This is a genomic window from Nonomuraea sp. NPDC003727, assembly GCF_053586935.1.
Genome location: NZ_JBSFNE010000021.1, coordinates 50273 through 74071 on the forward strand (window position 1 = coordinate 50273; position 23799 = coordinate 74071).

Annotated in this window: 23 protein-coding genes and 1 pseudogene; 12 read left to right on the top strand and 12 right to left on the bottom strand. The window is 73.7% G+C overall.

Annotated features, from left to right (window positions below):
* Positions 1–24: 24 nt before the first annotated feature.
* From ACWDLG_RS37300 to ACWDLG_RS37325, 6 genes are all read right to left on the bottom strand, one after another.
* Positions 25–372, bottom strand: coding sequence for a VOC family protein (locus ACWDLG_RS37300; RefSeq protein WP_449929163.1), 348 nt, complete (start codon positions 370–372; stop codon positions 25–27).
* A 51-nt stretch (positions 373–423) separates the two neighbouring features.
* Complete coding sequence (locus ACWDLG_RS37305; RefSeq protein ID WP_449929165.1) at positions 424–801, bottom strand: DUF3037 domain-containing protein; 378 nt, start codon at positions 799–801, stop codon at positions 424–426.
* Positions 801–1610 (bottom strand): HipA family kinase, encoded by an 810-nt coding sequence (locus ACWDLG_RS37310; RefSeq protein WP_449929167.1) that lies wholly within the window; start codon positions 1608–1610, stop codon positions 801–803. The genes ACWDLG_RS37305 and ACWDLG_RS37310 overlap by 1 nt, the downstream gene beginning before the upstream one ends.
* 80 nt (positions 1611–1690) lie before the next feature.
* A complete protein-coding gene (locus ACWDLG_RS37315; RefSeq protein WP_354917937.1) occupies positions 1691–2521 on the bottom strand; it encodes a TIGR03619 family F420-dependent LLM class oxidoreductase in 831 nt (276 codons plus the stop codon).
* Positions 2518–3765 carry an LLM class flavin-dependent oxidoreductase gene (locus ACWDLG_RS37320; RefSeq protein WP_449929169.1) on the bottom strand — a complete coding sequence of 416 codons (1248 nt, stop codon included), beginning with the start codon at positions 3763–3765 and terminating at the stop codon, positions 2518–2520. The genes ACWDLG_RS37315 and ACWDLG_RS37320 overlap by 4 nt, the downstream gene beginning before the upstream one ends.
* On the bottom strand, positions 3762–4535 hold the full coding sequence (locus ACWDLG_RS37325) for an alpha/beta fold hydrolase (protein WP_449929170.1): 774 nt from the start codon (positions 4533–4535) through the stop codon (positions 3762–3764). The genes ACWDLG_RS37320 and ACWDLG_RS37325 overlap by 4 nt, the downstream gene beginning before the upstream one ends.
* A gap of 57 nt (positions 4536–4592) precedes the next feature.
* Here ACWDLG_RS37325 and ACWDLG_RS37330 point away from each other — a divergent pair, with 57 nt between their 5' ends.
* The 3 genes from ACWDLG_RS37330 (at position 4593) to ACWDLG_RS37340 (ending at position 9112) form a co-directional block, all read left to right on the top strand.
* Positions 4593–5387 carry a TIGR03619 family F420-dependent LLM class oxidoreductase gene (locus ACWDLG_RS37330; protein WP_354917946.1) on the top strand — a complete coding sequence of 265 codons (795 nt, stop codon included), beginning with the start codon at positions 4593–4595 and terminating at the stop codon, positions 5385–5387.
* Positions 5388–5395: 8 nt separating this feature from the next.
* Positions 5396–6835 (top strand): serine/threonine-protein kinase, encoded by a 1440-nt coding sequence (locus tag ACWDLG_RS37335; RefSeq protein WP_449929171.1) that lies wholly within the window; start codon positions 5396–5398, stop codon positions 6833–6835.
* A 90-nt stretch (positions 6836–6925) separates the two neighbouring features.
* Positions 6926–9112: a PASTA domain-containing protein gene (locus ACWDLG_RS37340; protein WP_449929172.1), complete on the top strand. Its 2187-nt coding sequence runs from the start codon at positions 6926–6928 to the stop codon at positions 9110–9112.
* 22 nt (positions 9113–9134) lie between these two features.
* On the opposite strand, the gene ACWDLG_RS37345 is transcribed toward ACWDLG_RS37340, so the two are convergent.
* Both ACWDLG_RS37345 and ACWDLG_RS37350 read right to left on the bottom strand, forming a co-directional pair.
* The gene (locus tag ACWDLG_RS37345) at positions 9135–9665 is read right to left on the bottom strand and encodes a TetR/AcrR family transcriptional regulator (protein ID WP_354917955.1); all 531 of its coding nucleotides are present in this window, start codon (positions 9663–9665) and stop codon (positions 9135–9137) included.
* 76 nt (positions 9666–9741) lie between these two features.
* On the bottom strand, positions 9742–10830 hold the full coding sequence (locus ACWDLG_RS37350; protein WP_449929173.1) for an alcohol dehydrogenase catalytic domain-containing protein: 1089 nt from the start codon (positions 10828–10830) through the stop codon (positions 9742–9744).
* A gap of 111 nt (positions 10831–10941) precedes the next feature.
* Here ACWDLG_RS37350 and ACWDLG_RS37355 point away from each other — a divergent pair, with 111 nt between their 5' ends.
* From ACWDLG_RS37355 to ACWDLG_RS37365, 3 genes are read left to right on the top strand one after another with little or no spacing between them, the layout of a single operon-like run.
* Positions 10942–12177: an ABC transporter substrate-binding protein gene (locus tag ACWDLG_RS37355; RefSeq protein ID WP_354917960.1), complete on the top strand. Its 1236-nt coding sequence runs from the start codon at positions 10942–10944 to the stop codon at positions 12175–12177.
* Positions 12178–14997 carry an ABC transporter permease subunit gene (locus ACWDLG_RS37360; protein ID WP_449929176.1) on the top strand — a complete coding sequence of 940 codons (2820 nt, stop codon included), beginning with the start codon at positions 12178–12180 and terminating at the stop codon, positions 14995–14997.
* Positions 14994–15746, top strand: coding sequence for an ABC transporter ATP-binding protein (locus ACWDLG_RS37365; protein ID WP_449929178.1), 753 nt, complete (start codon positions 14994–14996; stop codon positions 15744–15746). The genes ACWDLG_RS37360 and ACWDLG_RS37365 overlap by 4 nt, the downstream gene beginning before the upstream one ends.
* A 20-nt stretch (positions 15747–15766) precedes the next feature.
* Here ACWDLG_RS37365 and ACWDLG_RS37370 read toward each other — a convergent pair whose 3' ends face one another.
* Entirely contained in the window at positions 15767–15889 is a 123-nt protein-coding gene (locus tag ACWDLG_RS37370) for a hypothetical protein (RefSeq protein WP_449929180.1), read from the bottom strand.
* Between ACWDLG_RS37370 and ACWDLG_RS37375 the strand changes: the two genes are divergently transcribed.
* The gene (locus ACWDLG_RS37375) at positions 15866–16216 is read left to right on the top strand and encodes a hypothetical protein (protein WP_449929182.1); all 351 of its coding nucleotides are present in this window, start codon (positions 15866–15868) and stop codon (positions 16214–16216) included. The two genes, ACWDLG_RS37370 and ACWDLG_RS37375, sit on opposite strands and share 24 nt — an antisense overlap.
* 95 nt (positions 16217–16311) lie before the next feature.
* Here ACWDLG_RS37375 and ACWDLG_RS37380 read toward each other — a convergent pair whose 3' ends face one another.
* Positions 16312–17124: a thioesterase family protein gene (locus ACWDLG_RS37380; RefSeq protein WP_449929184.1), complete on the bottom strand. Its 813-nt coding sequence runs from the start codon at positions 17122–17124 to the stop codon at positions 16312–16314.
* A gap of 45 nt (positions 17125–17169) precedes the next feature.
* Here ACWDLG_RS37380 and ACWDLG_RS37385 point away from each other — a divergent pair, with 45 nt between their 5' ends.
* The gene (locus tag ACWDLG_RS37385) at positions 17170–17829 is read left to right on the top strand and encodes a TetR/AcrR family transcriptional regulator (protein ID WP_449929186.1); all 660 of its coding nucleotides are present in this window, start codon (positions 17170–17172) and stop codon (positions 17827–17829) included.
* Here the strand turns inward: ACWDLG_RS37385 and ACWDLG_RS37390 are convergent.
* Positions 17826–18683 (bottom strand): LysR family transcriptional regulator, encoded by an 858-nt coding sequence (locus tag ACWDLG_RS37390; protein ID WP_449929188.1) that lies wholly within the window; start codon positions 18681–18683, stop codon positions 17826–17828. The genes ACWDLG_RS37385 and ACWDLG_RS37390 overlap by 4 nt on opposite strands.
* A 72-nt stretch (positions 18684–18755) precedes the next feature.
* Between ACWDLG_RS37390 and ACWDLG_RS37395 the strand changes: the two genes are divergently transcribed.
* Genes ACWDLG_RS37395 through ACWDLG_RS37410 form a run of 4 tightly spaced genes read left to right on the top strand, consistent with a single transcriptional unit; the run spans position 18756 to position 22458 of the window.
* A complete protein-coding gene (locus ACWDLG_RS37395; RefSeq protein ID WP_354917977.1) occupies positions 18756–19412 on the top strand; it encodes a type 1 glutamine amidotransferase domain-containing protein in 657 nt (218 codons plus the stop codon).
* A 24-nt stretch (positions 19413–19436) separates the two neighbouring features.
* Entirely contained in the window at positions 19437–20522 is a 1086-nt protein-coding gene (locus ACWDLG_RS37400; protein ID WP_449929190.1) for an acyl-CoA dehydrogenase family protein, read from the top strand.
* On the top strand, positions 20519–21637 hold the full coding sequence (locus tag ACWDLG_RS37405) for an acyl-CoA dehydrogenase family protein (protein WP_449929192.1): 1119 nt from the start codon (positions 20519–20521) through the stop codon (positions 21635–21637). The genes ACWDLG_RS37400 and ACWDLG_RS37405 overlap by 4 nt, the downstream gene beginning before the upstream one ends.
* Positions 21634–22458 (top strand): TIGR03619 family F420-dependent LLM class oxidoreductase, encoded by an 825-nt coding sequence (locus tag ACWDLG_RS37410; RefSeq protein WP_449929194.1) that lies wholly within the window; start codon positions 21634–21636, stop codon positions 22456–22458. Before ACWDLG_RS37405 ends, ACWDLG_RS37410 begins: the two co-directional genes overlap by 4 nt.
* Before the next feature lie 327 nt (positions 22459–22785).
* On the opposite strand, the pseudogene ACWDLG_RS37415 reads toward ACWDLG_RS37410, so the two are convergent.
* Positions 22786–23799 (bottom strand): annotated as a pseudogene (locus ACWDLG_RS37415) (hypothetical protein); the annotation flags it as partial.

The window sequence follows — 23799 nt, forward strand, 5'->3', positions numbered from 1 at the left end:
GCGGACCAGCCCCCGCCCGCCCGGCTAGCGGTGGCCCAGGACGTTGATCACGCGGCCGCCGGGGTCGCGGACGAAGAACCGGCGCACGCCCCACTCCTCGTCGCTCAGCGGGTGCACGATCTCGGCGCCGCTCTTCACCACGGCCGCGTAGGCGGCGTCCACGTCGTCGACCTCGACGCTCAGGTCCGGGTTCACCGGACCCGTCAGGTCGGTGGTCATGACGCTGATCTGGGCGGTGGGCTGACCGGGGGAGGCGAGGGTCATGATCCAGCCGTGGTTCATCACCTCCTCGAAGCCGAGCAGCCGGTAGAAGTCCCTGCTGTCGTCGAAGGCGGCGGAGGTCAGGTTGGGCACGACGCGGCGAACGGTCATCGAGGGCTCCTCATGGTCGGTGTCGTGAGCCTGGCGTCCGGCCCGCCGCCCTCAGAGGCGGACGAGACGGTCGAACAGGCGGGTGAGCTCGCCCTCCGGGTCCGTGGTCAGCCCCGCGTGGACCGGGGAGGTCTGGACGACCGTGCTGCGGGGCGCGGTCAGCCAGCGGAACCTGCTGCCCAGCGACTCGCGCTCCAACGGCCCCGCCGCCTCACCGCAGGCCAGCTCGTAGCCCGCCAGCGCGAGCCGTACCTCGCCGGGGTCGGCGGAGGGGTCGAGGGCGCGCAGGCGGTCCTCGTCGAGCTCCACGCGGGCGCACAGGTAGTCGCGCGGCTGGCAGTACAGCAGGATCCCGACGTTGATCTGCTCGCCGCGCTCCATCTGCGGGATGACACGGATGACGGCGTACTCGTAGACGTCGCGTCCCATCACTTGTCTCCCTGCTTCCAGAAAGCGCCGACCGAGCCCGGCCCGCTCTTCGGCGCGGCCTTCGCCGCGACCGTCAGCCACTCGCGCGGGCCGTGGGCGCGGGCCAGCAGGTGGTCGACATACGCGTCGCGTACGGCCTGCGCCGACTCGAAGCCCTGCTCGCCCTCCAGCCACTCGTCGGGCACGAGCGCGGTCACCTCGGCCAGCAGCTCCCTGGTGATCTTCGCGGCGAGCCGGTCGCCCGCCAGGGACACGTCGGCCGCGAACGGCGCCAGGACATGGTCCGCGGCGTCGAAGGGCCGCTGCGGGTCGGCGCTCTTCCAGCTGTAGTGGAACCACAACGCCGCGCCGTGGTCGATGAGCCAGGTGTCGTGGTGCCAGACCAGCAGGTTGGGGTTGCGCCACGTCCTGTCGACGTTGTGGATCAGGCCGTCGAACCACAGCACCTCGGCGGCGAAGCCCGCGTCGGGACGCCAGGACAGGGGGTCGAAGCCGAGGGCGCCGGGCAGGAAGTCGATCGCGACGTTACGCCCGGCGCTGGCCTGCAGCAGCGCCTGGATCTCGAAGTCAGGCTCGCGCAGGCCGATCTGCGGGTCGAGGTCGACGAGCTTGAGCTCGGGGGTGCGCAGGCCGAGCCGCCTGGCCAGCTCGGCGCAGATGATCTCGGCGACGAGCACCTTGGGCCCCTGCCCGGCGCCACGGAACTTCACGACGTAGGTGCCGAGGTCGTCGGCCTCGACCACCCCCGGCAGCGACCCACCCTCCCGCAACGGGGTCACATAGCGGGTCGCCATGATCTCTTCCAGCATGCGTCGAGGCTATCGGCCCCGCGCCGCCCGCCCGACCACGCCCCCGGGACGCCCGCCGCCGACCGGGCCCCCGGCACGTCTCACATCCTGGCGATGACCTCCTCGGCGAAGCGCTCCATCGTGTCGACCTTGGGCTCTTCGGGCGACAGCCACCACGGCGCGGCCATCGTGCCGGTGATGCCCTTGTCGGCGAAGCGCCGGTAGGTGGCCGCCTCCGGGAGCACCGCCAGCGGGGCGATGATCTCGAGCGCGTCCTCCTGCCTGCCGTACTCCTTCAGGTAGCGGCGCAGGTCGGCGAGGACGGCGTCGATCTGCTCCTCGGTGTAGATCCGGTTGCCGATCCAGCCGTCACCGACCCTGGCCGCCCTGCGCAGCGCCGCCTCGCTGTCGCCGCCGACGTAGATCGGGACGGGCGCGGCGGGCACGGGCGACATCGACAGCGGCGGCAACCCCGGCAGGTCCACCTGCTCGCCCGACCACAGCTCCCGCAGGCGGGGGATCATCTCGTCCAGCCTGCGCCCGCGCGTGTGGAAGTCCTGTCCGGTGGCGACGAACTCCTCCTTGCACCAGCCGACGCCCACCCCGAAGCTCACCCGGTCGCCGGACAGGACGGCGGCCGTCGACACCTGCTTGGCCACGGTGATCAGGTCGCGCGCCGGCGCGATGTAGACGTTGGGCGAGAAGCGCAGCCGCGTGGTCACCGCCGCCATCGCGCCGATCGTCACCCACACGTCCGGCCAGTGCGTCTCTGCCGTCCAGCGCATCCTGCCGTAGGGGTACGGCGTGCTGAAGTCGGCGAAGAACAGGTGGTCCGACAGCGTGAAGGTGTCGAACCCGCAGCGTTCGGCGGCCACCGCCAGGTCGAGGAACTCGGAGGTGTCGCAGAAGGAGGCGCCGAGCCAGAACTTCACTGAAACTCCGGAATGACCTTGGTGGCGAACAGTTCGAGGTTGCGCTTGACCGTGTCGAGTGGGAGCACGCCCTGCTGGCCCTGCATGTACAGGCCGAACCACTCCAGGTCGGGCATGCGGTCGAGCATGCGCTGGATGCCGCGCTTGACGTCGTCGGGTGAGCCGAACAGTGCCATCTCGACGTCGTTCATCCGCCGCACGTCGCCCTTCTCCGGCGAGATCGGCCGGTGCTTGTCGTCCTCCTTCTTGCGCAGCACCTCGAGGTAGCCGAACGGTCCGAAGAAGGCGGCGAAGTCCTTGGGGATGTTCCTGCCGTAGGTGTTGATCGCCTCCTCGGTGGTGTCCGCGATCCCGACGATCTTGAGGATGCCGGTGTGCTCGCCCAGCTTGTAGTGACGGCCCTGCTTGGCCGACTCCTCCTGGTAGAGCTTGGCCTTCGCGGCGTGGTCGTCGGGGTTGGGGGTGAACATCCACGGCAGGATGTCCTCCTGCGCCGCCCTGATGACCGAGCGGTCGGAGATAGTGAACGGCTGCCACAGCTCGGGGTGCGGGTTCTGGTACGGCCGGGGGCAGACGCTGACCGCCTGGACCCGGTCGTCGTCGTCGAGCTCGCCGGGCGCGCCGAAGGTCCGCGTCCACTCGGTGGCGGGCCACCCCTCGATCCCCTCGAAGGGATACGGCACCTGGTAGTCGAGGACGTCGGACTTGTAGCGGAGGGTCTCCTGCGTCCAGGCCATCTTCATGATCTTGAGGATCTCGCCGAAGACGTCGAAGTTGCGGTTGTCGCTCGACGAGCCGTCCGACCTGGCCGCCGCCGCGTGCCAGCGCTGGCCCAGGACGTTCATCCACCGGTTCTGGTAGCCGCGCGCCACGCCCAGCCGCAGCCGTCCCTTGGAGAACTGGTCGAGCAGTGCCACGTCCTCCGCCGCCCTGATCGGATCCCAGGCGGGCAGCACGAGTCCGAGCGGCGCCAGCAGGATGCGCTCGGTTCGCGCGGCCAGGTCGGTCAGGAACATCAGCGGGTTGACCGAGAACTCCATCCCTTCCGAGTGGAAGTGGTGCTCGGTCATCATGAGCGCGTCGAAGCCGATCCGGTCGGCGTGCACCGCGATCTCCCGCACCTCGTGCAGCAGCCTCTGGTACGACTCGGTGTCCCGTCCGATCGGCCGCTTGGCCCGCGCGTTCTCCTCGGCCGCGTACCCCGAGCCGGGGATCTGGGGGTTCAGAAAGATGGCGAACTTCACCGGGAGATCTCCTTCAGCCATTGGTTGACCACGAGCAAGAACTCGGCGGGCCGCTCCTCGTGCAGCCGGTGTCCGCTGCCCTGCCAGCAGACCGTGCGCGAGGCGGGGTGGGTGAACAGGCCCGTCTCCCACGCCGCCTGCGCGGGGTCGGTCCAGAACGTGAGCACGGGGCAGGTCCGGCGAGACAGGTACGGCTCGGCCGCGCCGCGCGAGCCGATCGCCTCCTCTCCCGACCACAGCCCGTCGTACGCCTCGGCCAGCACGTGCGGCGGTGTCGCCAGCAGCCGCCGCCGGTGCCACTCGCGCAGCCAGCCGGGGGAGGCGGGGGTGTAGCACCACTGGTCGATCTGGACGGCCGGGGCCTCCCGCATCGCGACCGCCATGGCCACGACCTCGTCGGGACGTCCGTAGCCGGGGTCCACGCCGATGACGGCGGTGACGCGCGCGGGGTGCTCGACGGCCAGGCGGGAGGCGATCACCGCGCCCATGGAGTGGCCGACGATCACGCACCGCTCGACGTCGAGCAGGTCGAGCAGGTCGACGAGGTCCTCGCTCATGCGGACGGGGTTGTTGCCCTTGTCCTCCGCCGAGGAGTAGCCGTGCCCGCGCAGGTCAACCGCGATGACCCGGTGCCTGCCGGCGAGGGTGGGGATGTGTCGCGCCCACTGATGGGAGTCGGCGCCCCAGCCGTGGACGAGCAGCAGCGTCGTGTCGCCTGAGCCGTCGTCGGTGTAGAACAGCCGCACGCCCGCGACCGCAGCGAATCCCATGAGCGGCAAGCTACTCTAAGAACCGGTCCCGAGCAATCGCTTGGTTAAGGAGCGGTCATGCGGCTTGGCGTCACGATGTTCAGCACCGACCTGGCGATGCCCGTCGCCGACCTGGCCAGGGCGGCTGAGGAACGCGGCTTCTCCTCCCTCTACCTGCCCGAGCACACCCACATCCCGGTGTCCCGCCGCACCCCGCCGCCCACGGGTACGCCGCAGCTCGCCGAGGAGTACCGACGCACGCTCGACCCCCTGGTCGCCCTGGCGTCGGCGGCGGCCGTGACCTCGACGATCACGCTCGGCACCGGCATCCTGCTGGCCGCCCAGCGCGAGCCCATCGTCACCGCCAAGGCGATCGCCACGCTGGACCACCTGTCGGGCGGGCGCGTGGTGATCGGCGTCGGCTTCGGCTGGAACGTGGAGGAGATCGAGAACCACGGCGTGCCGTACCGGGAGCGGCGGCAGGTGGCCAGGCGCCACGTGCTGGCGATGAAGGCCCTGTGGAGCCGGGAGGTGGCGGCCTTCGACGGCGTCGAGCCGTCGTGGTCGTGGCCCAAGCCGGTCTCGGGGCCGCCGGTCTACGTGGGCGGAGCCGCGGGACCCACCCTGTTCGCGCACGTCGCCGAGTACGCCGACGGCTGGATGCCGATCGGCGGCAAGGGCATCAAGGCGGCGCTGCCCGCGTTGCGGGAGGCGTCGGCGACGGCGAAGGTGATCCCGTTCGGCACCCTGCCCACCCGCGGCAAGCTCGACTACTACGCCGCGCTCGGCATCGAGGAGACCGTGCTGTCGCTGCCCAGCGGGACGGCCGACGAGGTGCTGCCGGTTCTCGACCGGTACGCCGCCTTCCTATAGTTGTCGGCATGCCGTCGAGCCCCCTCCAACCGGGCGATCCGCAGGACCTTCAGGGATACCGCGTCCTCGCCCGGCTCGGCCAGGGCGGCCAGGGCGTGGTCTACGAGGCGCTGTCGCCCGGCGGGAAGCGCGTGGCGGTCAAGTGGCTGCACGCCCGCTCCGACGACGCGCAGGGCCTGCGCACCGAGCGGAGGCTGCGGGCGGAGCTCGAGAGCATCCGCAGGGTGGCCCCGTTCTGCACGGCGCAGGTGCTCGACGCGGGGGTGACGGACGGCAGGCCGTACGTCGTCAGCGAGCTGGTCGAAGGCGAGTCGCTGCACGTGCTCGTCACACGGGAGGGGCCGCGCACGGGCGGCGCCCTCGACCGGCTCGCGGTGGGCACGATGACCGCGCTGGCGGCGATCCACCGTGCGGGCGTGGTCCACCGCGACTTCAAGCCGCAGAACGTGCTGCTCGGCCCGGAGGGGCCACGGGTGATCGACTTCGGGATCGCGCGGTTGATCGACTCCACCAGCACCGTCGGCGCCCAACCGGTCGGCACGCCCGCCTACCTGGCCCCCGAGCAGATCAGCGGGGAGCCCGCGGGCACGCCGGTGGACCTGTTCGCGTGGGGGCTGACCATGTCGTTCGCCTCCAGCGGGCGGGCCGCGTTCGCCGCCGACTCCTATCCCGCGGTGCTCGGCAGGATCCTGTACGGCACGCCGGACCTCGGGCAGTTGTCGGGAACGCTGCGGGAGCTGGTGGTGGCGTGCCTGGCCAGGGCGCCGCAGGAGCGGCCCACGGCGGAGGAGGCGCTGGCCGTCCTGCTCGGCGGGCCCGCCGCCACCCCGCCCGCCGCCACCCTGTCCGCCGGCGCCTCGTCCGCCGCCACTCTGCCCGGCGCCGTTCCGCCCGTGGCCTCTCCGCCCGCGCCCCGCTCGGTCCATGGGGCGGCGGCGCCGGGGCGCCCACCGGTCTCGGTGGCCGAGCGCGCAGCCGCGAGCCGCACCGACGAGGGCACGCTCGTGGCCGCGGAGCACCCGGCACGGCCGAGCCGTGCCGGGCGGTGGCCGTGGCGGTGGTGGTGGATCGCGGCGGCGGTGGCCGGCGCGCTGGCGCTGGCGGCGGGCGCGCTCGCGCTGGCGAGCCCGTGGCGCGGCGATCCGCCGCCGCTCGCCGGCGAGTGGTCCGGCGCGGCCCATCACCCTAGCTCGAAGGTCACCTTCCCGATACGGCTGAGCCTGCGGGGCGACGCGGCCGGGGGCACCATGCGGTGGGGCCAGAGCCTCCACTGTGACGGCGTCCTGGCCAGAGTCGACCCGGCCACCTACGACCTGTCGCAGGTCAGGGGTGAGGGATGCCATCCCGGCCGGGTGGTGTTCGCCGCGGAGGACACGCGCGGGTACACGTTTCAGGTGATCAGAGCGGGCGAGGACACCCCTCGCTACACAGGAAGTATCCAGAAATAGGACATCACAACGGCGTCACGGTCCGTTGACGCGCCGCGATCCCTCGACTTCAGTAGAGAGGTAACCGGTGGGCGGCGAGGGGAGGCGCCCGTGCCGAAACCGCTCCGGGCGGGGGACCCTCAGCGACTGGGCGACTACGAACTGTCCGGGCGGCTGGGGGAGGGCGGTCAGGGGATCGTCTACCTCGGCGAGTTAGGCGCGAACTCTTTCGCGATCAAGTTGCTGCACGGACCCGTGGGCGAGGAGCCGGCGGCTTTCCTGCGCGAGGTCGAGCTGGCCAAGCAGGTCGCGCGGTTCTGCACGGCGCAGGTGGTGGACGCCGGGCTGGACGACGGCAGGCCGTACATCGTCAGCGAGTACGTCGAAGGACCCTCGCTGGCCAGGGACGTGGCACTCGAGGGCCCGCGCGGCGGCGGCGCCCTCGAACGGCTCGCGGTCGGCACCGCCACCGCGCTGGCCGCCATCCACCGCGCCGGCATCGTGCACCGTGACTTCAAACCGCAGAACGTGCTGCTCGGTTCCGACGGCCCCCGCGTGATCGACTTCGGCCTGGCCAAGGTGCTGGACGCGGCGGCGACCGTGAGCGGCAGGGGCGTGGGCACGCCCGCCTACATGGCGCCCGAGCAGATCACCGCCTCGGCGATCACCGGGGCGGTGGACGTCTTCGCGTGGGGCGCGACGATGTGCTTCGCGGCCAACGCCGCCGCGCCGTTCGGACAGGACTCGGTGGCGCCGGTGCTGCACCGCATCCTGACCGCGCAGCCCGAGCTGGGGCGGCTCGACGGGCGGCTGCGCGGCCTGGTCGCCTGCTGCCTGGACAAGGACCCGCGCAACCGGCCGGCCAGCGGGGAGCTGCTGCTGGCGCTGCTGGGCGCGGGTGGGGGCGTGCCGGCGGAGGTGCTGCGCTCGCCCGCGCCGCACATCCTGCGCGTGGATCCGGACCCGCTGGCCGAGCCGGAGGCGACCGGGGCCTCGGGCGGCTACCTGCTGCCGGAGATCCCGGCGCAGCGCGGCGCCGAGCCGGTCGCGGGCGCCCGGCTGAGGGAAGCGGTCCGGGCCTCCGGCTCGGGCGCGGCGCCCGCCAGACGTCCGGCGGGCCCCCGGCCGACGGCGGATCCCTCGAACCCCTGGCCGGCGGGGGATCCCGCGGGCCCCCGGACAGCGGGGGATTCGGCGGATCCGGCGGGCCGTTGGACGTCGGGGGATCCGGCGGATCCGGCGGGCCCCCGGCGGGCGCATTCGGTGGGCGACGTGGGGGAAGGCCATCCCTCGTGGCCGGGACCCGCGGGCTGGACACCGGAGGCCACCCATCCAGGCCGCTGGGCGGGGCCCGCCGCCAACCGCGTCTCGCTGGCGGTCTCCTCCGCGCTGCTGATCAGCGCCGCGGTGCTGGTCGCCGTCCTGGTGCCGGCCCTGCAGAGCGCCAGGACACCGGCCGCCGCCGCGCCCAGGTCCGCGGTCGTGACCGGGACGCCCACCCCGGCGACGGTCCAGCAGGGCTCGGGCGGGATCAGCGACAGCCCCGCGACGGTCGAGCGTCCGCCGCTCACGGTGCCCGCTCAGCCGGTCCTGTACGCGGTGCCTGGCGTCGTGGGACTGGACCGTTCCGCGGCGATCAGGGCGATCGAGGGCGCGGGGCTCGTCGTGGGGTCGGTGCGTTCGAGCGAATCCTCACGGCCGTCGGGCGAGGTGCTGGGGAGCACGCCTGGACCGGGAGCGAGGGTGGCCAGGGGCACCAGGGTCGACCTGAAGGTGTCGGCGGGCGGCGTCGAGGTGCCCGCGCTGACGGGGATGTCGCGCGAGGCCGCCGAGGCGGCGCTGAAGACGGCGGGACTGAAGGTGGGCAGGATCGGCACGAGCTGCTCCGACCTGCCCGACGACCAGGTGATCAGCAGCAGGCCGGCGGCGGGCGCGCGCGTGACGGCGGGCCGTGCGGTCGCGCTGACGGTGGCCCGGCACGGCGTGCGGGTGCCGCAGGTGGTGGGGCTGTCCAGGCGTGAGGCCCGGGCCGTGCTGGGAGACGCGGGCCTCACGGTACGGCAGCGGCCCCAGATCGTCGGCGAGATCGGCCAGGTGGACTCGGTGCTCGGGCAGAGCGTGTCGCCCGGCACGTGCGCCGCGCCTGGACAGCCGATCGTGATCACGGTCGGCGTGGCGGGTCAGTCGTTCCCCGACCCTGGCGAGCCGAGCACGCCACCCGACGTCGATCCGCCCGCGGGCACCGACCCCGAGCCGACTCCCGCGCCGACCTCCGGCGCTGGATCGCCCGCGGACTGACGACCGTCCGGCCGCCCCCTCCTCAGATGGCGAGGGCGGCCGCGGTGAGCACGGGCAGCACGCTCTCCTCGGGCAGGTCCATCGTCTGCACGACGCCCCACTGGAGCGCGCCGAGCACCGCCCACCCGCGTACCCGCGTCTCCCGCGTCGGTTCGGGGCCGACGAGCTTGGTGAAGATCTCGTCGCGGAAGGTCCTGATGGCCTCGCCCGGCGATCCGGCGGGCGCGTCGTCGGCACCGCCCAGGTCCTCCATGACCAGCCTGATCACCGCGCGGTGCCGTACGGTGAAGGCCGCCAGCGCCGTCACGAGCGCGCGCCGGTCGGCGAAGTCGGTGCCCAGCAGGTCGAGCATGTCGTCGGCGCAGGGCGCGATCAGCTCGGCGGCCAGCGTGTCCTTGGGGTGGAAGTGGTAGGCGACGGCCGTCTTGGTCAGCCCGACCGCGGCGGCGATGTCGGCCAGCGACGTGGCGGCGTAGCCGCGCTCGGCGAACAGCGTGCGGGCGGCGGCCAGGATCCTGGTGCGGGTGTCGCGTCCCTGCTCGAGTGTGGTCATCGTCCCGCTTCCGCCCGGGGCCGTCGCCAATGATCACACCATCGTAGGGCCGGGCGGCGCCGTGGCGGACGGCGGGCTAGAAGACGATCACGGAGCGGGCGACGCTGCCCTGGCGGACGTGCGCGACGGCCTGGTCGATGTCGGCCAGGGGGAGGCGTTCGGTGATCAGGCCGTCGAGATCGAGACGGCCGCGCTGGTACTGCGCGGCCAGCATGGGCAGGTCGCGGTGGGGGGCCGCGTCGCCGCCCTGGGTGCCCATGAGGCGGCGGGAGGCGAACAGCAGGCCGGGCTCGATGGTCAGGGGGGTGCCGGCGGCGGGGCTGCCGACCATGACCGTGGTGCCGCCCGGCTGGGTGGCGGCGAAGGCCTGGCCGAGGACGCCGGCGACGCCCGTGGCGTCGAAGGCGTGGTCGACGCCGCCGCGCACGATCTCGCCGACCTGCTGGGGGAGGTCGCCGGCGAGCAGGGTGTGGGTGGCGCCGAAGCGGGCGGCGAGCTTGAGCTTCTGCTCGACGACGTCGGCGGCGATGATCGTGGTGGCGCCCGCCAGCACCGCCCCCTGGACGACGTTGAGCCCGACGCCGCCGCAGCCGACGACCAGCACGCTGGAGCCCTGGCCGACCTGGGCGACGTTCAGGACGGCGCCGACCCCGGTGATGACGCCGCACGCCAGCAGGCACATGGCGTCGAACGGCGCGTCGGGGGCGATCTTCACGCACATCGCCTCCCTGACGACGGCGTACTCGGCGAAGGCGCCGATGCCGATGAACCGGCGCGTCTCCTGCCCGTCCATGGTGACCCTGGGCTCGCCGCCCATGATCGCGGTCATCCTGGCGGGGCCCGAGCACAGGTGGAAGCGGCCGGCCCCGCACTGCCGGCACTTCCCGCACGGGCCGCTCATGGAGATGATCACGTGGTCGCCCGGCGCGACCGCGGTCACGCCCTCGCCGACGCTCTCGACGATGCCCGCGCTCTCGTGGCCGAGGATGAACGGCGGCTGCCGGACCACGGGGCTCTTGCCGTCGATGGCCTTGAGGTCGGACCCGCACACGCCGGAGGCCTTGATCTGGACGCGCACCTCGCCCGGGCCGGGATCGGCGATCTCCACCTCGCGGATCTCCATCGGCCGGTGGAATCCGGTCAGGACGGCGGCGCGCATCAGCATGCCCGAACCGTAGCAAGCACATGCTTGGTTGAGAAGCGTTGACACCTATTCGGCCCGAACCTACTCTGACGCAAAACCAAGCGAGCGCTAGGCCAAAAAGCGGAGGCTGGGTTGCGGCGAGAACTCGTGGTGCTGGCAACGGTGATGGCGATCGCGGGATGCGCGGCGCAACAGAAGGCGGCGGCTCCGGGCGGGCAGACCCCGGGGGTGACCGACACGACGGTGCGGGTCGGCGGTGTGCTCACCAAGACCAGCGCCAGCGGCTACTCCACCAAGGACGCCGAGATCGGCGCCAGGGCCAGATTCGAGCGGGCGAACGCGGCCGGAGGCGTCCACGGCCGGAAGATCGAGTTCGTCGGCGCCGAGGACGACACCCAGGACGCCGCCAAGGGCGACGCGGCGGCCAAGAAGCTCGTCCAGAAGGACAAGGTGTTCGCCCTCGTCCCCGTCCACGCCCCCAACTTCGGCGGCGCGGTCTTCCTCGAGCAGCAGGGCGTGCCGTGGTTCGGCTGGGCGACCGGCCCGCAGTGGTGCGGCACCAGGACCGGCTTCGGATACAACGGCTGCCTGGCGCCCAAGCCGGGCGCGGGCTCCCAGACCTGGTGGGGCAACCAGATGGCCGACCTGCTCGGCGGCGCCGCGGGCAAGACCGTCTACGTGCAGACCTCCGACTCCAGCGGCAGCAAGTACGGCGGCAAGACCATCTCCCAGTCCTTCCAGGCCGCGGGCTTCGAGCTCGTCGGGCTCAACTCGGCGTTGCCGGCCGCCGCGCCGCCCGCCGACTGGCTGCCCTACGTCGACAAGATCATGACCTCGGACGGCGGCGGGCCACCCGACATCGTGGTGTCGATCATCGCCGGCACCAAGTTCAACGTCGGCCTCTACTCCGCGCTGAAGAAGGCCGGCTACAAGGGCGTGCTCAGCGACGCCACCAGCTACGACGCGGCCATCCTCAAGGACGCCGCCACGGCCCAGGCCCTCGAGGGCGTGATCGCCGCCCCCATGTTCGAGCCCTTCGAATCGAGCGCCCCCGAGATCGCCCAGCTCAGGCAGGACGTGGAGAAGATCGCCCCCGGCACCGCGCTCACCCAGCACCTGGCCATCGGGTACTGGTCGGCCGACATCTTCCTGAAGATGCTCGAACAGACCGGCAAGGACCTCACCCGCGAGAAGTTCCTGGCCACGGGCAACGGCTCGTTCAGCTACGAGAACGCCGGATTCGGCAGGATCCGCTACCCCAAGGACCACGACGAGCCCAACGGCTGCGGCGCCCTGGTCAGGCTCCAGGCCGGGGCCTACCAGGTGGCCAAGAACATGAAGTGCTTCGACAACGTCCCGCTCAAGTAGATGCTCGCCTACGTCCTGAGCGGGCTGGTCACCGGCGCCGTCTTCGCCGTGATGGCCTCGGGCCTGACCCTCTCGTACGCCGCCACCGGCGTGTTCAACTTCGCCCACGGGGCGGTCGGCTTCCTGACCGCGCTGGTCTTCTTCGAGCTCAACGTCGGTCTGGGCTGGCCTGGATGGGCCGCGGCCCTGCTCGCCGTCGCCGGGTTCGCCCCGCTGCTCGGCTACGGCCTGCACAAGGCGATGTTCAGGGGTCTGGCCCACGCGGGAGAGACCGCGCAGATCGTGGCGACGATCGGGCTGACCATCGCGCTGCCCGCGCTCGGGCTGCTCGTCGCCGACCTGCTGGACGAGCCGCTCGGCCTGCCGCCCGCCGACGCCACCGCCCTGCCGCACGGCGTCGGCCCCTATCCGGCGGCGCAGGTCTCGCTCGGCGGGATGAGCTTCGACTCCGACCAGGTCATCACCTTCTGCGTGGCGGCGCTGGTGGCGGCGGGGCTGTGGCTGTTCATGCGGCACACGCCGTACGGGCTGCGGATGCGGGCCGCGGTCGACCGGCGCGGCCTGGCCACGCTGCGCGGGATCGACGCCGACGCAACCTCCGCGCTGGCGTGGACGCTCAGCTCCGGGCTGGCAGGCCTGGCAGGCGTGCTGGCCCTGCCGGTGGTGGGCCTGGACTCGGGGGCGTTCACCGTGCTGCTGTTCGCCTCGGCGACGGCGTCGGTGTTCGGCCGGTTGCGCTCGATCCCGTGGACGTTCGCCGCGGGCCTCGGGCTGGGCGTGGTGCAGAACCTGGTCGCCGGCTACGCGGACTTCGCGGCCGAGATCACCGGGCTGCGCACGGCCGTCCCGGTGATCCTGCTGTTCGTGGGGCTCGTGCTGCTGAACAGGTCGCGGGAGCGGGTGGCCGGCAGCGCCGCCCAGGACGCGCCGCCGCCCGACCACCTCGCCGACCTGCCCGTCTGGCGGCGCCGGCTGCCGTGGCTGGCCGGCCTGGTGGCGCTGCTGGTATGGACGTTCACCAGGCCCGCGGACGACTTCTACGTCGGCGTGGTGGCGCAGGGGCTGGTGCTGGCGCTGATCTTCTGCTCGTTCGTGGTCGTGACGGGCATCGGCGGCATGGTGAACCTCGCGCAGGCGGCCTTCGCCGCGATGGCCGCGCTCACCTGCGGGTGGGCCTTCGCCTCCGGCTGGCCGTTGCCCGTGGCCATCCTGGTCGGGGTGCTGGCGGCCACGGCCGTCGGGGTGCTGGTGGCCCTGCCCGCGCTCCGGCTCGGCGGCAGGATCCTCACACTCGCCACGCTCGCCCTGGCGCTGCTCGCCGACCAGGTGCTCTTCCAGGTCGACGCCTTCAGCAACGGGACCATCGGCTGGCCGCTGCCCGCCCTGTCCTTCGGCGTGGCCGACACCACCGATCCGCGCGTGCGGGTCGTGCTGCTGCTGGCGCTCATCGGGCTGGCCGGGCTGGTGGTCCGCAACCTGGAACGGTCGGTGTCCGGCCGGGCGATCCTGGCCGTCAGGTCGGCGCCCGCCGCGGCGGCGACGGTCGGGGTGTCGGGGCCGCGGACGAAGGTCATGCTGTTCGCGCTGGCGTCGGCGATCGCCGGCCTCGGCGGGGTGCTGTACGCGACGTCGAAGGGGTCGATCACGGCGACGGACCTGCCGGCGTTCGCCGGGTTCGTGTGGCTGGCCGTCGTGGTGCTGCAGGGCGTGCGCAGGATCGGCGGCGCGGTGCTCGGCGGGCTGATCGCGGCGATCTTCCCCGAGCTGCTGGCCGGCTGGGAGATCTCCGCGCACGTCGGGGCGATCCTGTTCGGGACGGGCGGGATGATCCTCGCCCGGCATCCCGACGGTGTCCTCGCCCAGCTCGCCGAGGCCCGCCACCGCCGCCGCACCGCCCGCTCCGCCGGTACTAGCACCGCCGGCACGGTCAGCACTGCCGGCACCGTGAGCACCGCCGGCACCGCCGCGTTGGAGGCACCGCCCGGCGGGCCGCCCGAGGATCCCTCCGCGCCACCGCCCAACGGGTCGTCCGGGGGTGCCGCCGCGGCGCGGTCCTGGCTCGCCTCCGGGGCGGCGCGGCCGGCTCCCTCCGCGCGTCCCCGCGAGGAGGTCAGGCGGGAAGGGGTGCCCGATCCCGTCCCGGTGCTCGCGCTCGACGGCGTCGTCGCGGGCTACGGCGACGTGACCGTCCTGCGGGGCGTCGACCTGGAGATCAGGCCGGGCGAGGTCGTCGCCCTGCTCGGCGCGAACGGCGCGGGCAAGTCCACCACCTGCGCCGTCGCCGCCGGGGACGTGCCGGTCACCACGGGACGGGTGCTGCTCGACGGTCACGACGTCACCGGCCGGCCCGCGCACCGGCGTGCCCGCGCGGGGGTGTTCCTGGCGCCCGAGGGACGCGGCGTCTTCCCCGGGCTGACCGTCGAGGAGAACCTGCGGACCTGGCTGGAGGCGCCCGACCAGGTCTACGAGCGGATGCCGCAGCTGGCCGCCCGCCGTACCGTGCCGGCCGGAGCGCTGTCGGGCGGCGAGCAGCAGCTGCTCGCGCTCGCGCCCGCCCTGGTCAGGCCGCCCCGCGTGCTGATCGCCGACGAGCCCTCGCTCGGCCTGGCCCCGCTGGTCGTCGAGCAGGTCTTCGCCGTGTTCGCCGAGCTGCGCGAGCGCGGCGTGGCGCTGCTGCTGGTGGAGGAGAAGGCCACCGAGGCGCTGGCGCTCGCCGACCGGGTCGCCTTCATGCGCCTGGGCCACGTCACCTGGACGGGCCCTCGCGCCGACGTGGACGCCGACCGCCTGACCGCCGCCTACCTGGGGGTGTCACCATGACCGAGCCCGCGCTGGCCGTCGAGGGCGTCTGCGTGGCCTTCGGCGGGGTCCGCGCCCTGTCCGAGGTCTCCTTCACCGTGCCCGAGGGGCAGGTCTGCGGCGTGATCGGCCCGAACGGCGCGGGCAAGACCACCCTGTTCGACGTCGTCTCCGGCCTGCGCCGTCCCCAGTCGGGGCGGGTGCTGGTCGCGGGCGCCGACGTGACCGGCGTCCCGGCGGTACGGCGGGCACGGGCGGGGCTGCGCCGTACCTTCCAGCGCACGCAGGTCTTCGGCCGGCTCACCGTGGCCGACAATGTCCTGGCCGCCTTGGAGTGGCGCGGCGGAGGGGGCGGCGTGCTCGCCGACCTGGCGGGCCTGCCCGGCAGGCGCGCCCTGGAGGCGGCCCGGCGCGAGCGGGCCGCCGAGGTCCTGGAGCTGTGCGGCCTGCTGCCGCTGCGCGACGCCTACGCCGCCGCGCTCCCCGTGGGACAGCGGCGGCTGGTCGAGCTGGCCCGCGCGCTGGCCGACCGGCCCTCGGTGCTCCTGCTGGACGAGCCGACCTCGGGCCTGGACGCCGACCAGACCGCCCGGCTGCGCGCGGTCATCGCCGCGCTCGACACCACCGTGCTGCTGGTCGAGCACGACATGGGCTTCGTCATGGACACCTGCGACCATCTGGTCGTCCTCGACCTCGGCAAGGTCATCGCGACGGGTTCGCCGTCGTCGGTCCGGGCCGATCCCGTGGTCCGCGCCGCCTACCTCGGCTGAGCGCCGTCCGGCGCGCGGAGTCACTCGATGACGAGCTCGACGGGGATGTTGCCGCGGGTGGCGTTGGAGTAGGGGCAGACCTGGTGGGTGGCCTCGACGAGCCGCTGCCCGCTCTCGCCGTGGAGCTCGTCGGGCAGTTCCACCCTGAGCGTCACCTCCAGACCGAACCGGCCCTCCCCGATGCCGCCGAGGCCGACCTCGGCGGTGACGGAGGCGTCGGAGACGTCCAACTGCTGGGCGAGGACCCCGAGTTCGCGGCGTTCAGGGCGCGGGTGGTCGAGGGCTACATCGGTCAGGCGGCGGACCGGATCGAGCGGGAGCGCGGCGCCGGTCGGGCCGCCGCGGGGCCGCCCGCGGACGGGCTGGCCAGGGCGCTGGTGCGGATGAAGTTCGCGGTGCTGGCCGAGGATCAGTCGGCGCAGGCCATCGAGACCTGCGCCGTGGTGATCACACGGGCGATCCACGGCTGACCCGCAGGAGCGGGCGCTGGTGGAGACCGGGGTCGGCGCCGCCTGGGCCGGCTGGGGCTTCGTCCCGGCTCGCCGGCCTCATGAGGACTTCACGTTCAGGGCCGGGCGGGGGTGCGGACGGCGGCGAGCTGCGTGGCCTGGGCGACGAGGCGGCCTTTGGCGTCCCAGGCGTGCGCGGTCTCGTCCATCCGCTCGCCGGTCACGTCGGAGGCGCTCAGCCGTACCCTCAGCGGGCCGGGGGCAGGCAGCCGCCTGATGTAGGCCGACAGCTGGATGGTGGGCACCCACCCGGTCGCGCCGAGGTCGAAGGAGACCGGTGGCACCGGGTCCATGGCGACCAGCAGCGACAGCGGGTCCCAGTCGGAGCCGTCTGCCAGACGCTGCCAGCCCGCGATCACTCCCCTGCGGGACGGCTCGCCGAAGGCGAAGGCGAGGTGGGCGGGGTTGAGCCGCTGCTCGATGACCTCCATCAGCGGCACCCGCATCCCCGCGCCGGGCGGCTCGGTCGGCGACAGCCAGCACTCCTGCTCGTCGGGCAGGTCCACCGGCTCCAGGTCCGACCACCACGGGTCCTCCTCCGTGAGGCGGCCGAGCGTGATCAGCGCCTCGACCAGCGGGGCGCCGTCCTGCGACAGGCGGGCGCGCACCTGGGTGACGGCCTTGCCCTGCCGCAGCGTCTCCACCTCGACCCGCGCGGGTCCGAAGGAAGGGGGCGAGACGAACGCGCCGCTCACCGCGGTCACGTGCGGATGGTCATGGCCCGCGCTCTCCACGGCGGCCCTGCCCATGACGGCCAGCAGGTAGCCGCCGTGCGCCTTGCCACCGACGCTCCACGTCTCGTCCAGCGTGGCGTCGAAACCACCGTCCGCGCGCGGCACCACAGCGGTCGCTTCCCCAAATGTCGTCATATGGTCACATTGACGGCGTCAACCTGACGGTGTCAACCTGATGGGATGAAACGGGTGCGGGCCAATCCGGGTCACGGCGAACGGCTGCGCGAGGAGATCCTCGCGGCGGCCGAGGCGCTCCTGGTCGAGACGGGCAGCGAGGCGGCGCTGACGCTGCGCGCGGTCGCGGGCCGTACCGGGGTGTCGACCCCGTCGGTCTACCTGCACTTCGCCGACAAGGACGCGCTCATCGAGGCGGTCTGCCTGCGCGCCTGGAACGAGCTCGAACGGCGGATGCGCGAGGCCACGCGCGACGTCGGCCACCCGTTCATGGCGCTCGGCAGGTGCGGGCGGGTCTACGTGCGCTTCGCGCTCGACCACCCCGTGCAGTACCGGGTGCTGATGATGCGGCAGGGCTCGGGCTCGGCCGCCGAGGCGTGCTTCGGCTACATAGTGACGGCGGTCTCGGCGTGCGTGGCGGCCGGGGTGCTCCGCGGCGACCCGCAGGCGCTCGCCCTGGGGGTGTGGTCGGCCGCGCACGGGTGCGCGTCGCTGCTGATCAGCCAGCCGTCCTTCCCGTGGCCCGAGGACCTCGACGGGTTCATCGACGACACCGTCAGGATGGTCGGCTTCGGTACGGCGCTCGCCTCCCGCCTGCCCCGCCGCGCCGTCTCCACCGAGGTGGTCGCCGAGCTCGACGCCCTCGCCGCCCGCTTCACCGGCTAGGACTCCGGCAGCAGCCTGCCGCGGAACTCCCCGAGCAGGTGCCGGTACACCCGCGCCACCGCGGGCCTGGCCAGCCCGCCCGCGCGCACCGCGAGGTAGCCGGTGTTGAGCGGCGGGATCTCCGGCGCGGCGAGCGCGACCAGGCGTCCTGCCGCCAGGTCGGCGGCGCACAGGTAGGCGGGCAGCACCGAGACGCCGGCTCCGGCGCGCACCGCGGCCAGCACGCCGCGCAGGTCGGGGATGATGGCCCCCGCCGTCATGCCGGCCCGCCGGCCGAAGACCGTCCGCCAGTAGCGCCTGATGATCGGCAGGTCCTCCGCGTAGGCGATGATCGGCGCGTCCCTCGTCACGCCCGGCGCCGCCACCAGCACGAACTCCTCGTCGTAGAGCGCCTCGGCCTGCACGCCCCGCACGCGCGGCCGTACCGTGGAGACCACCAGGTCGAGCCGGCCCGCCGCCAGCTCGGCCAGCAGGTCGTCGGTCAGCCCGAACGTGGTGCGCAGCACCAGCCCCTCGGCGACCAGCGGCGCGAGCACGGGCACGACCTCCACGCACACGAACTCGGCCGGCCCGCCGAGATGCACGCTCTGCTGCGCGGGCAGCTCCGCCCCCACGACCGCGGCGAGCTCGTCGAGGGCGCCCGCCACCCGCCTGGCCAGTTCGTCGGCGGCGGCGGTCGGGGCGACGCCCCGCGGCAGCCTGTCGAACAGCGGCCGGTCCAGCGCCGCCTCCAGCGCCCGCACCTGCGCGGTGACCGCGGGCTGCGACAGCCCGAGCGTCTGCGCGGCGGCCGTGATGGAGCCCGTCCGGTGCACGGCGAGAAAGGTCCTGAGGAGGTCCAGCGAGAGCGACATATCAGCATTCTGATGCCTGATAGCAGGTTCGGCGATTTGTGGCCGATGGCGGGCGCCGCGCATCATCGAGGCATGAGCAAGCGCATTCTGATCGCCCTGACCAGTCATGACGACCTGGGCGGGGTGCGAAAGACCGGATACTACGTCTCCGAGGCCGCCCATCCGTGGCACGTCTTCCGCGAGGCCGGGTTCGAGGTGCGGGTGGCCAGCGTCCTCGGCGGGCAGCCGCCGCAGGACGGCTACGACCCCGAGGACGCCGCGCAGTCCGCCTTCCTCGCCTCCGGCGAGCTGCGCGACGCGGGCAGGCTGGCCGACCTGGACGGCCGCGACTTCGACGCGGTCCTGTTCGCCGGCGGCCACGGCACCATGTGGGACTTCCCGAACGACCCCGACGTCGCCCGCGTCGGCCGCGAGGTCTACGAGAACGGCGGCGTGGTGGCCGCGGTCTGCCACGGTCCCGCCGCCCTGGTGAACCTGACGCTGTCCGACGGCACCCCCCTGGTGTCGGGCAAGCGGGTGGCGGGGTTCACCAACTCCGAGGAGAAGGCCGCGGGGGTGGACCACGTCGTGCCGTTCCTGCTGGCCGACGCCCTGGTCGCCCAGGGTGCGACGCACGTGCCCGCGCCCGACTGGCAGCCGCAGGTCGTGGTCGACGGCCGCCTGGCCACGGGGCAGAACCCGGCCAGCGCCACCCCGCTCGCCGAACGCGTGGCCGACCTTCTCAAGTAACCAAGCGTGCGCTAGGTTGGGTGAGTGGATCTCGACTTCACCCCCGCCGAGGAGGACTTCCGCGCCGAGGTACGCGACTGGCTGGCCGCTCACGTGCCCGCGCGGTTGCCCTCCATGGACACGCGCGACGGGTTCGAGGCGCACCGCGCGTGGGAGGCGACCCTGGCCGGCGCGCGCCTGTCAGTGGTCTCCTGGCCCGAGGAGTACGGCGGGCGGGCCGCCTCCCCGATCGAGTGGCTGATCTTCGAAGAGGAGTACTGGGCCTGCGGCGCCCCCGGCAGGGTCAGCCAGAACGGCATCTTCCTGCTCGCGCCCACCCTGTTCGCCTTCGGCACGCCCGAGCAGCGGGCCACGCTGCTGCCCAGGATGGCGCGGGCCGAGGACGTCTGGGCCCAGGCCTGGTCCGAGCCCGGAGCCGGCAGCGACCTGGCCGCGCTCGCCTCGCGAGCGGTCCAGGTCGACGGCGGCTGGCTCCTGTACGGGCACAAGACGTGGAGCTCCCGCGCCGCGTTCGCCTCCCACGGCTTCGGCCTGTTCAGGACCTCCGGATCGCGCCACCAGGGACTGACCTACTTCCTCTTCCCGCTGGACGACGTGCTCGTCCGGCCCATCGCCCAGCTCGACGGCACACACGGCTTCGCCGAACTCTTCTTCGACGGCGTCTTCGTGCCCGACGACATGGTGCTGGGCGAGGTCGGACAGGGCTGGAAGATCGCGATGGCCACCACCTCGTCCGAGCGCGGTCTCACCCTGCGCAGCCCCGGACGCTTCCTCGCCACCGCGAACCGGCTCGTCTCCCTCGCCAGGGACGCCGGACCCGTGCCGCGCGAGCGGGCGGCCCGATGCCTGATCGACGCCGAGGCCTACCGGCTGCACACCTTCGCGGCCGTCATGGGCGAGCTCGGCGCGACCACCAGCCTCGGCAAGGTCTTCTGGTCCGAGCTGGACGTGCGCATGCACACCCTCGCCATGGAACTCCTCGGGCCGCGCGCGGCATCCACGCCGTGGTTCGACGCGTACCTGTTCTCCCTCGCGGGCCCGATCTACGCGGGCACCAACGAGATCCAGCGCAACATCATCGCCGAACGCGTCCTGGGGCTGCCCCGATGAACTTCACCTTCACCGACGAGCAGCTCTCCCTCGGCGCCGCCGTACGGCAGGCGCTGCGCGACCACTGCCACCCCTCCGACCGCGGATCGGGCTGGAAACAGCTGGCCGAGCTGGGCTTCTTCACCGCGCTGGTGGACGAGGAGGCGGGCGGGCTCGGCCTCGCGCTGATCGACGTCATCCCCGCCGTCGAGGAGACCGGGCGGGCGGCCATGCCGGGGCCGGTCGTCGAGACGCTGGCCGCCGCGCCGTACGCGCCGGGGGCGGGGCGGATCGCCCTCCTGGTGGACGGGGTGGCGCTGGACGCCGACCTGGCCGACGTGGTGCTGGACGCCACCGGCGGCGCGCCGGCGGACTGCGTCCTGGAGCCGCTGGCCGCCGTGGACCCGGGGCGGGTGCCGTTCGCCGTCGACCGGGAGCGCACGGTGGCCCCCGTCCGGGAGCGCACGGTGGCCCCCGTCCGGGAGCGCACGGTGGCCCCCGTCCGGGAACGGCCGGCCGCTGCCGGCCCGGGGCAGGCGCCGCTCACGGTGGACCCCGTCGGGGAACGGCCGGCCGCTGTCGGCCCGGAGCAGGCGCCGTTCACGGTGGACCCCGTCCGGGAAGCCCCGCTCGCCGCGGACCCCGTCCGGGAAGCCCCGCTCGCCGTGGCCGCCGGGCCCGGCGCGACGGGGCCGCTCCTGCGGCGGGTCACGGTCGGCGTGTCCGCGCAGCTCGTCGGGGTGGCCAGGGAACTGCTGGCCAGGTCGGTCGAGTACGCGAAGACCCGCACCCAGTTCGGACAGCCGATCGGGGCGTTCCAGGCGGTCAAGCACCGGCTCGCGGACGTGGCGATCGCGGTGGAGTTCGCCGCGCCCCTGGTCCACCGGGCCGCCCTGTCGGTGGACCGCGCCGGTTCCCGGCAGAACGTCGATCGGGACGTGAGCGCCGCCAAGGTCGCCGCCGGAGAGGCCGCCGCGCTCGCCGCCCGCGCCGCGCTCCAGGTGCACGGCGCCATCGGCTACACCGACGAGCTCGACCTGCGCTTCTGGCTGGCCAGGACCTGGTCGCTCACCGCCGCCTACGGCACCACCGCCGCCCACCGGGCCAGGGTCACAGAGGCGGTGTTCGGCGCGTGAGGTTCGGCGTCCCGCTCGGGCTCCTCCACCCCGCCGCGTGGAAGGACGTCGCCGTCGCCGCCGACGAGCTCGGCTTCGAGTCGCTGTGGATACCCGAACACCTGGTGTTCGCCACCGACCTGTCACTGGCCCGCTACCCGGGCACGTCCTCGCCCGGCATCACCCCGCACACGCCGCTGTTCGACGCGCCCGCCTACCTGTGCTGGCTGGCGGGCCTCACCTCCAGGATCAGACTCGGTACGGCGGTGCACCTCTTCGCCCTGCGCCACCCCTTCGTCTCCGCCCGCGCCTTCGCCACCCTCGACATCGTCTCCGGCGGGCGGGCCGTCTGCGGGGTCGGCGCGGGCTGGTACCAGGGCGAGTGGGTGGCCGCCGGAATCGACTTCGCCACCCGCGGCCCGCGCCTCGACGAGGCCATCACCGTCACCCGCCGCCTGTGGTCGGAGCGGTCGGTGGCCCACCACGGCCGGTTCTTCACCTTCCCCGAGGTGGCCTTCGAGCCGAAACCCGTCCAGCAACCGCTGCCCATCCTCGGCGGCGGCGAGTCGGCGGCGGCGCTGCGCCGGGCCGCCACGCTGTGTGACGGCTGGATCAGCATGCCCCACACGCTGGAGTCGGCGGCGCCCCAGCTGGAACGGCTGGCCCGGTTGCGCGACGGGCGGCCCTTCTCGGTCACCGTCCACGCCTCCTCGCTGGAGTCGCCCAGGGAGGTGGACGCGTGGGCGGCGATGGGCGTGGACCGCCTGATCGTCCGCCCGTGGACCCGGACACGGGACGCCGTCGCCCGCCTGACCGCCTTCGCCGCGGACCACGGCATCTGATCGCCCACGCCGGTTGGCCTTGCGACCCCAGCGCGGTCAGCCGCGCCGACCTCCGCCGCCCTGGCATGGTGGCGGGACCAGGCGCAGCGGCCCCTGCGGCCTTGGGCGCGAGAGGCTCGGGCGGGAGGCGCGGGCCGGATCGCGGGAGCCTAGGGCGGAAGGCGCCCGGCGGGTCGTGGGATGCCCCGGGCGGGAGGCGCGGGCTGGGTCGCGGGAGCCAGGGCGGGAGGCGTCCGGCGGGGTCGTGGAGTGCCCGGGCGGGAGGCCCGGGCGGGGTGGTGGGGGGCGCGGGCCGGGCCGTGGGAGGGCGCGGGCGCGGCGGCGGGGTCAGGCGCGGTGGCGGCCCCTGCGGTTCCGGGCGGAGGTACGGCCTGCGGTGTCGGAACCGGTGTCGGCGGAGGTGTCGCGGGAGGGGGCCGCGCCGGTGAGCACGGGTTCCTTCGCGACGGCCTCCCACAGGGTGTCCCATGGCTCGGGGGTCGGGACGACCGGGCTCTGGAAGAGGGGGCGGTGCGCCGGGAGCGGCTCGATGAGCGTGCGGAACGAACCCGGAAGGGCCGGACCGGCGTGCTCCTGACCCGGGTTTGAGCTGGCCGGGCTCAGGTCGGCGGTGGCGGTGTGCGTGGGGCCGGCGTGCGCTGTGCTTGGGTGGGTGGCGCCCGTGTGAGTGGGGCCGGTATGCGCTGTGCTCGGGTGGGTGGCGCCCGTGTGAGTGGGGCCGGCGTGCGCCGTGCTCGGGTGAGTGGCGCCCGTGTGGGTGAGGGCCGCATGCGCCGTGCTCGGGTGGACGGCGGCGGTGTGGGTGGGGCCGTTTGACGAGGCCGGGCTCGGGTGGGCCGGTACGGGCGTGGGGCGGTGGCGGCGGCCCCGGAGCGGGGCGTCGGGGGAGAACGCGGTGGCGGGGGCGCCCGTGGAGGTGGCGCGGTGGGGGCGGACGTTCTCGGTGGTGCGGTGCCGGCGGCCACGGGCCGGGAGGTCGGGACGGAACGTGGTGCTCTCCTCCACCGGGTGCTCCCGGCGGCGGCGCCTGCCCCGGTAGCCGCCCAGCGACCTGGATTCCTGGGCGGCGGCGAAGGCGGAGCCCTCCCAGGAGGCGGGCGCCGCTTGCCCGTGCGAGGCGCCGAAGAGGTCGTCCCTCAGCGGGCTCGGGCCGCCGAACAGGTCGAGGTCGGTGCTGAGGGTGGTGTCTTCGTCCCTGAAGGGGCTGGGGCCGCCGAACAGGTCGAGGTCGGTGCTGAGGGTGGCGTCTTCGTCCCTGAAGGGGCTGGGGCCGCCGAACAGGTCGAGGTCGGTGCTGAGGGTGGCGTCTTCGTCCCTGAAGGGGCTGGGGCCGCCGAACAG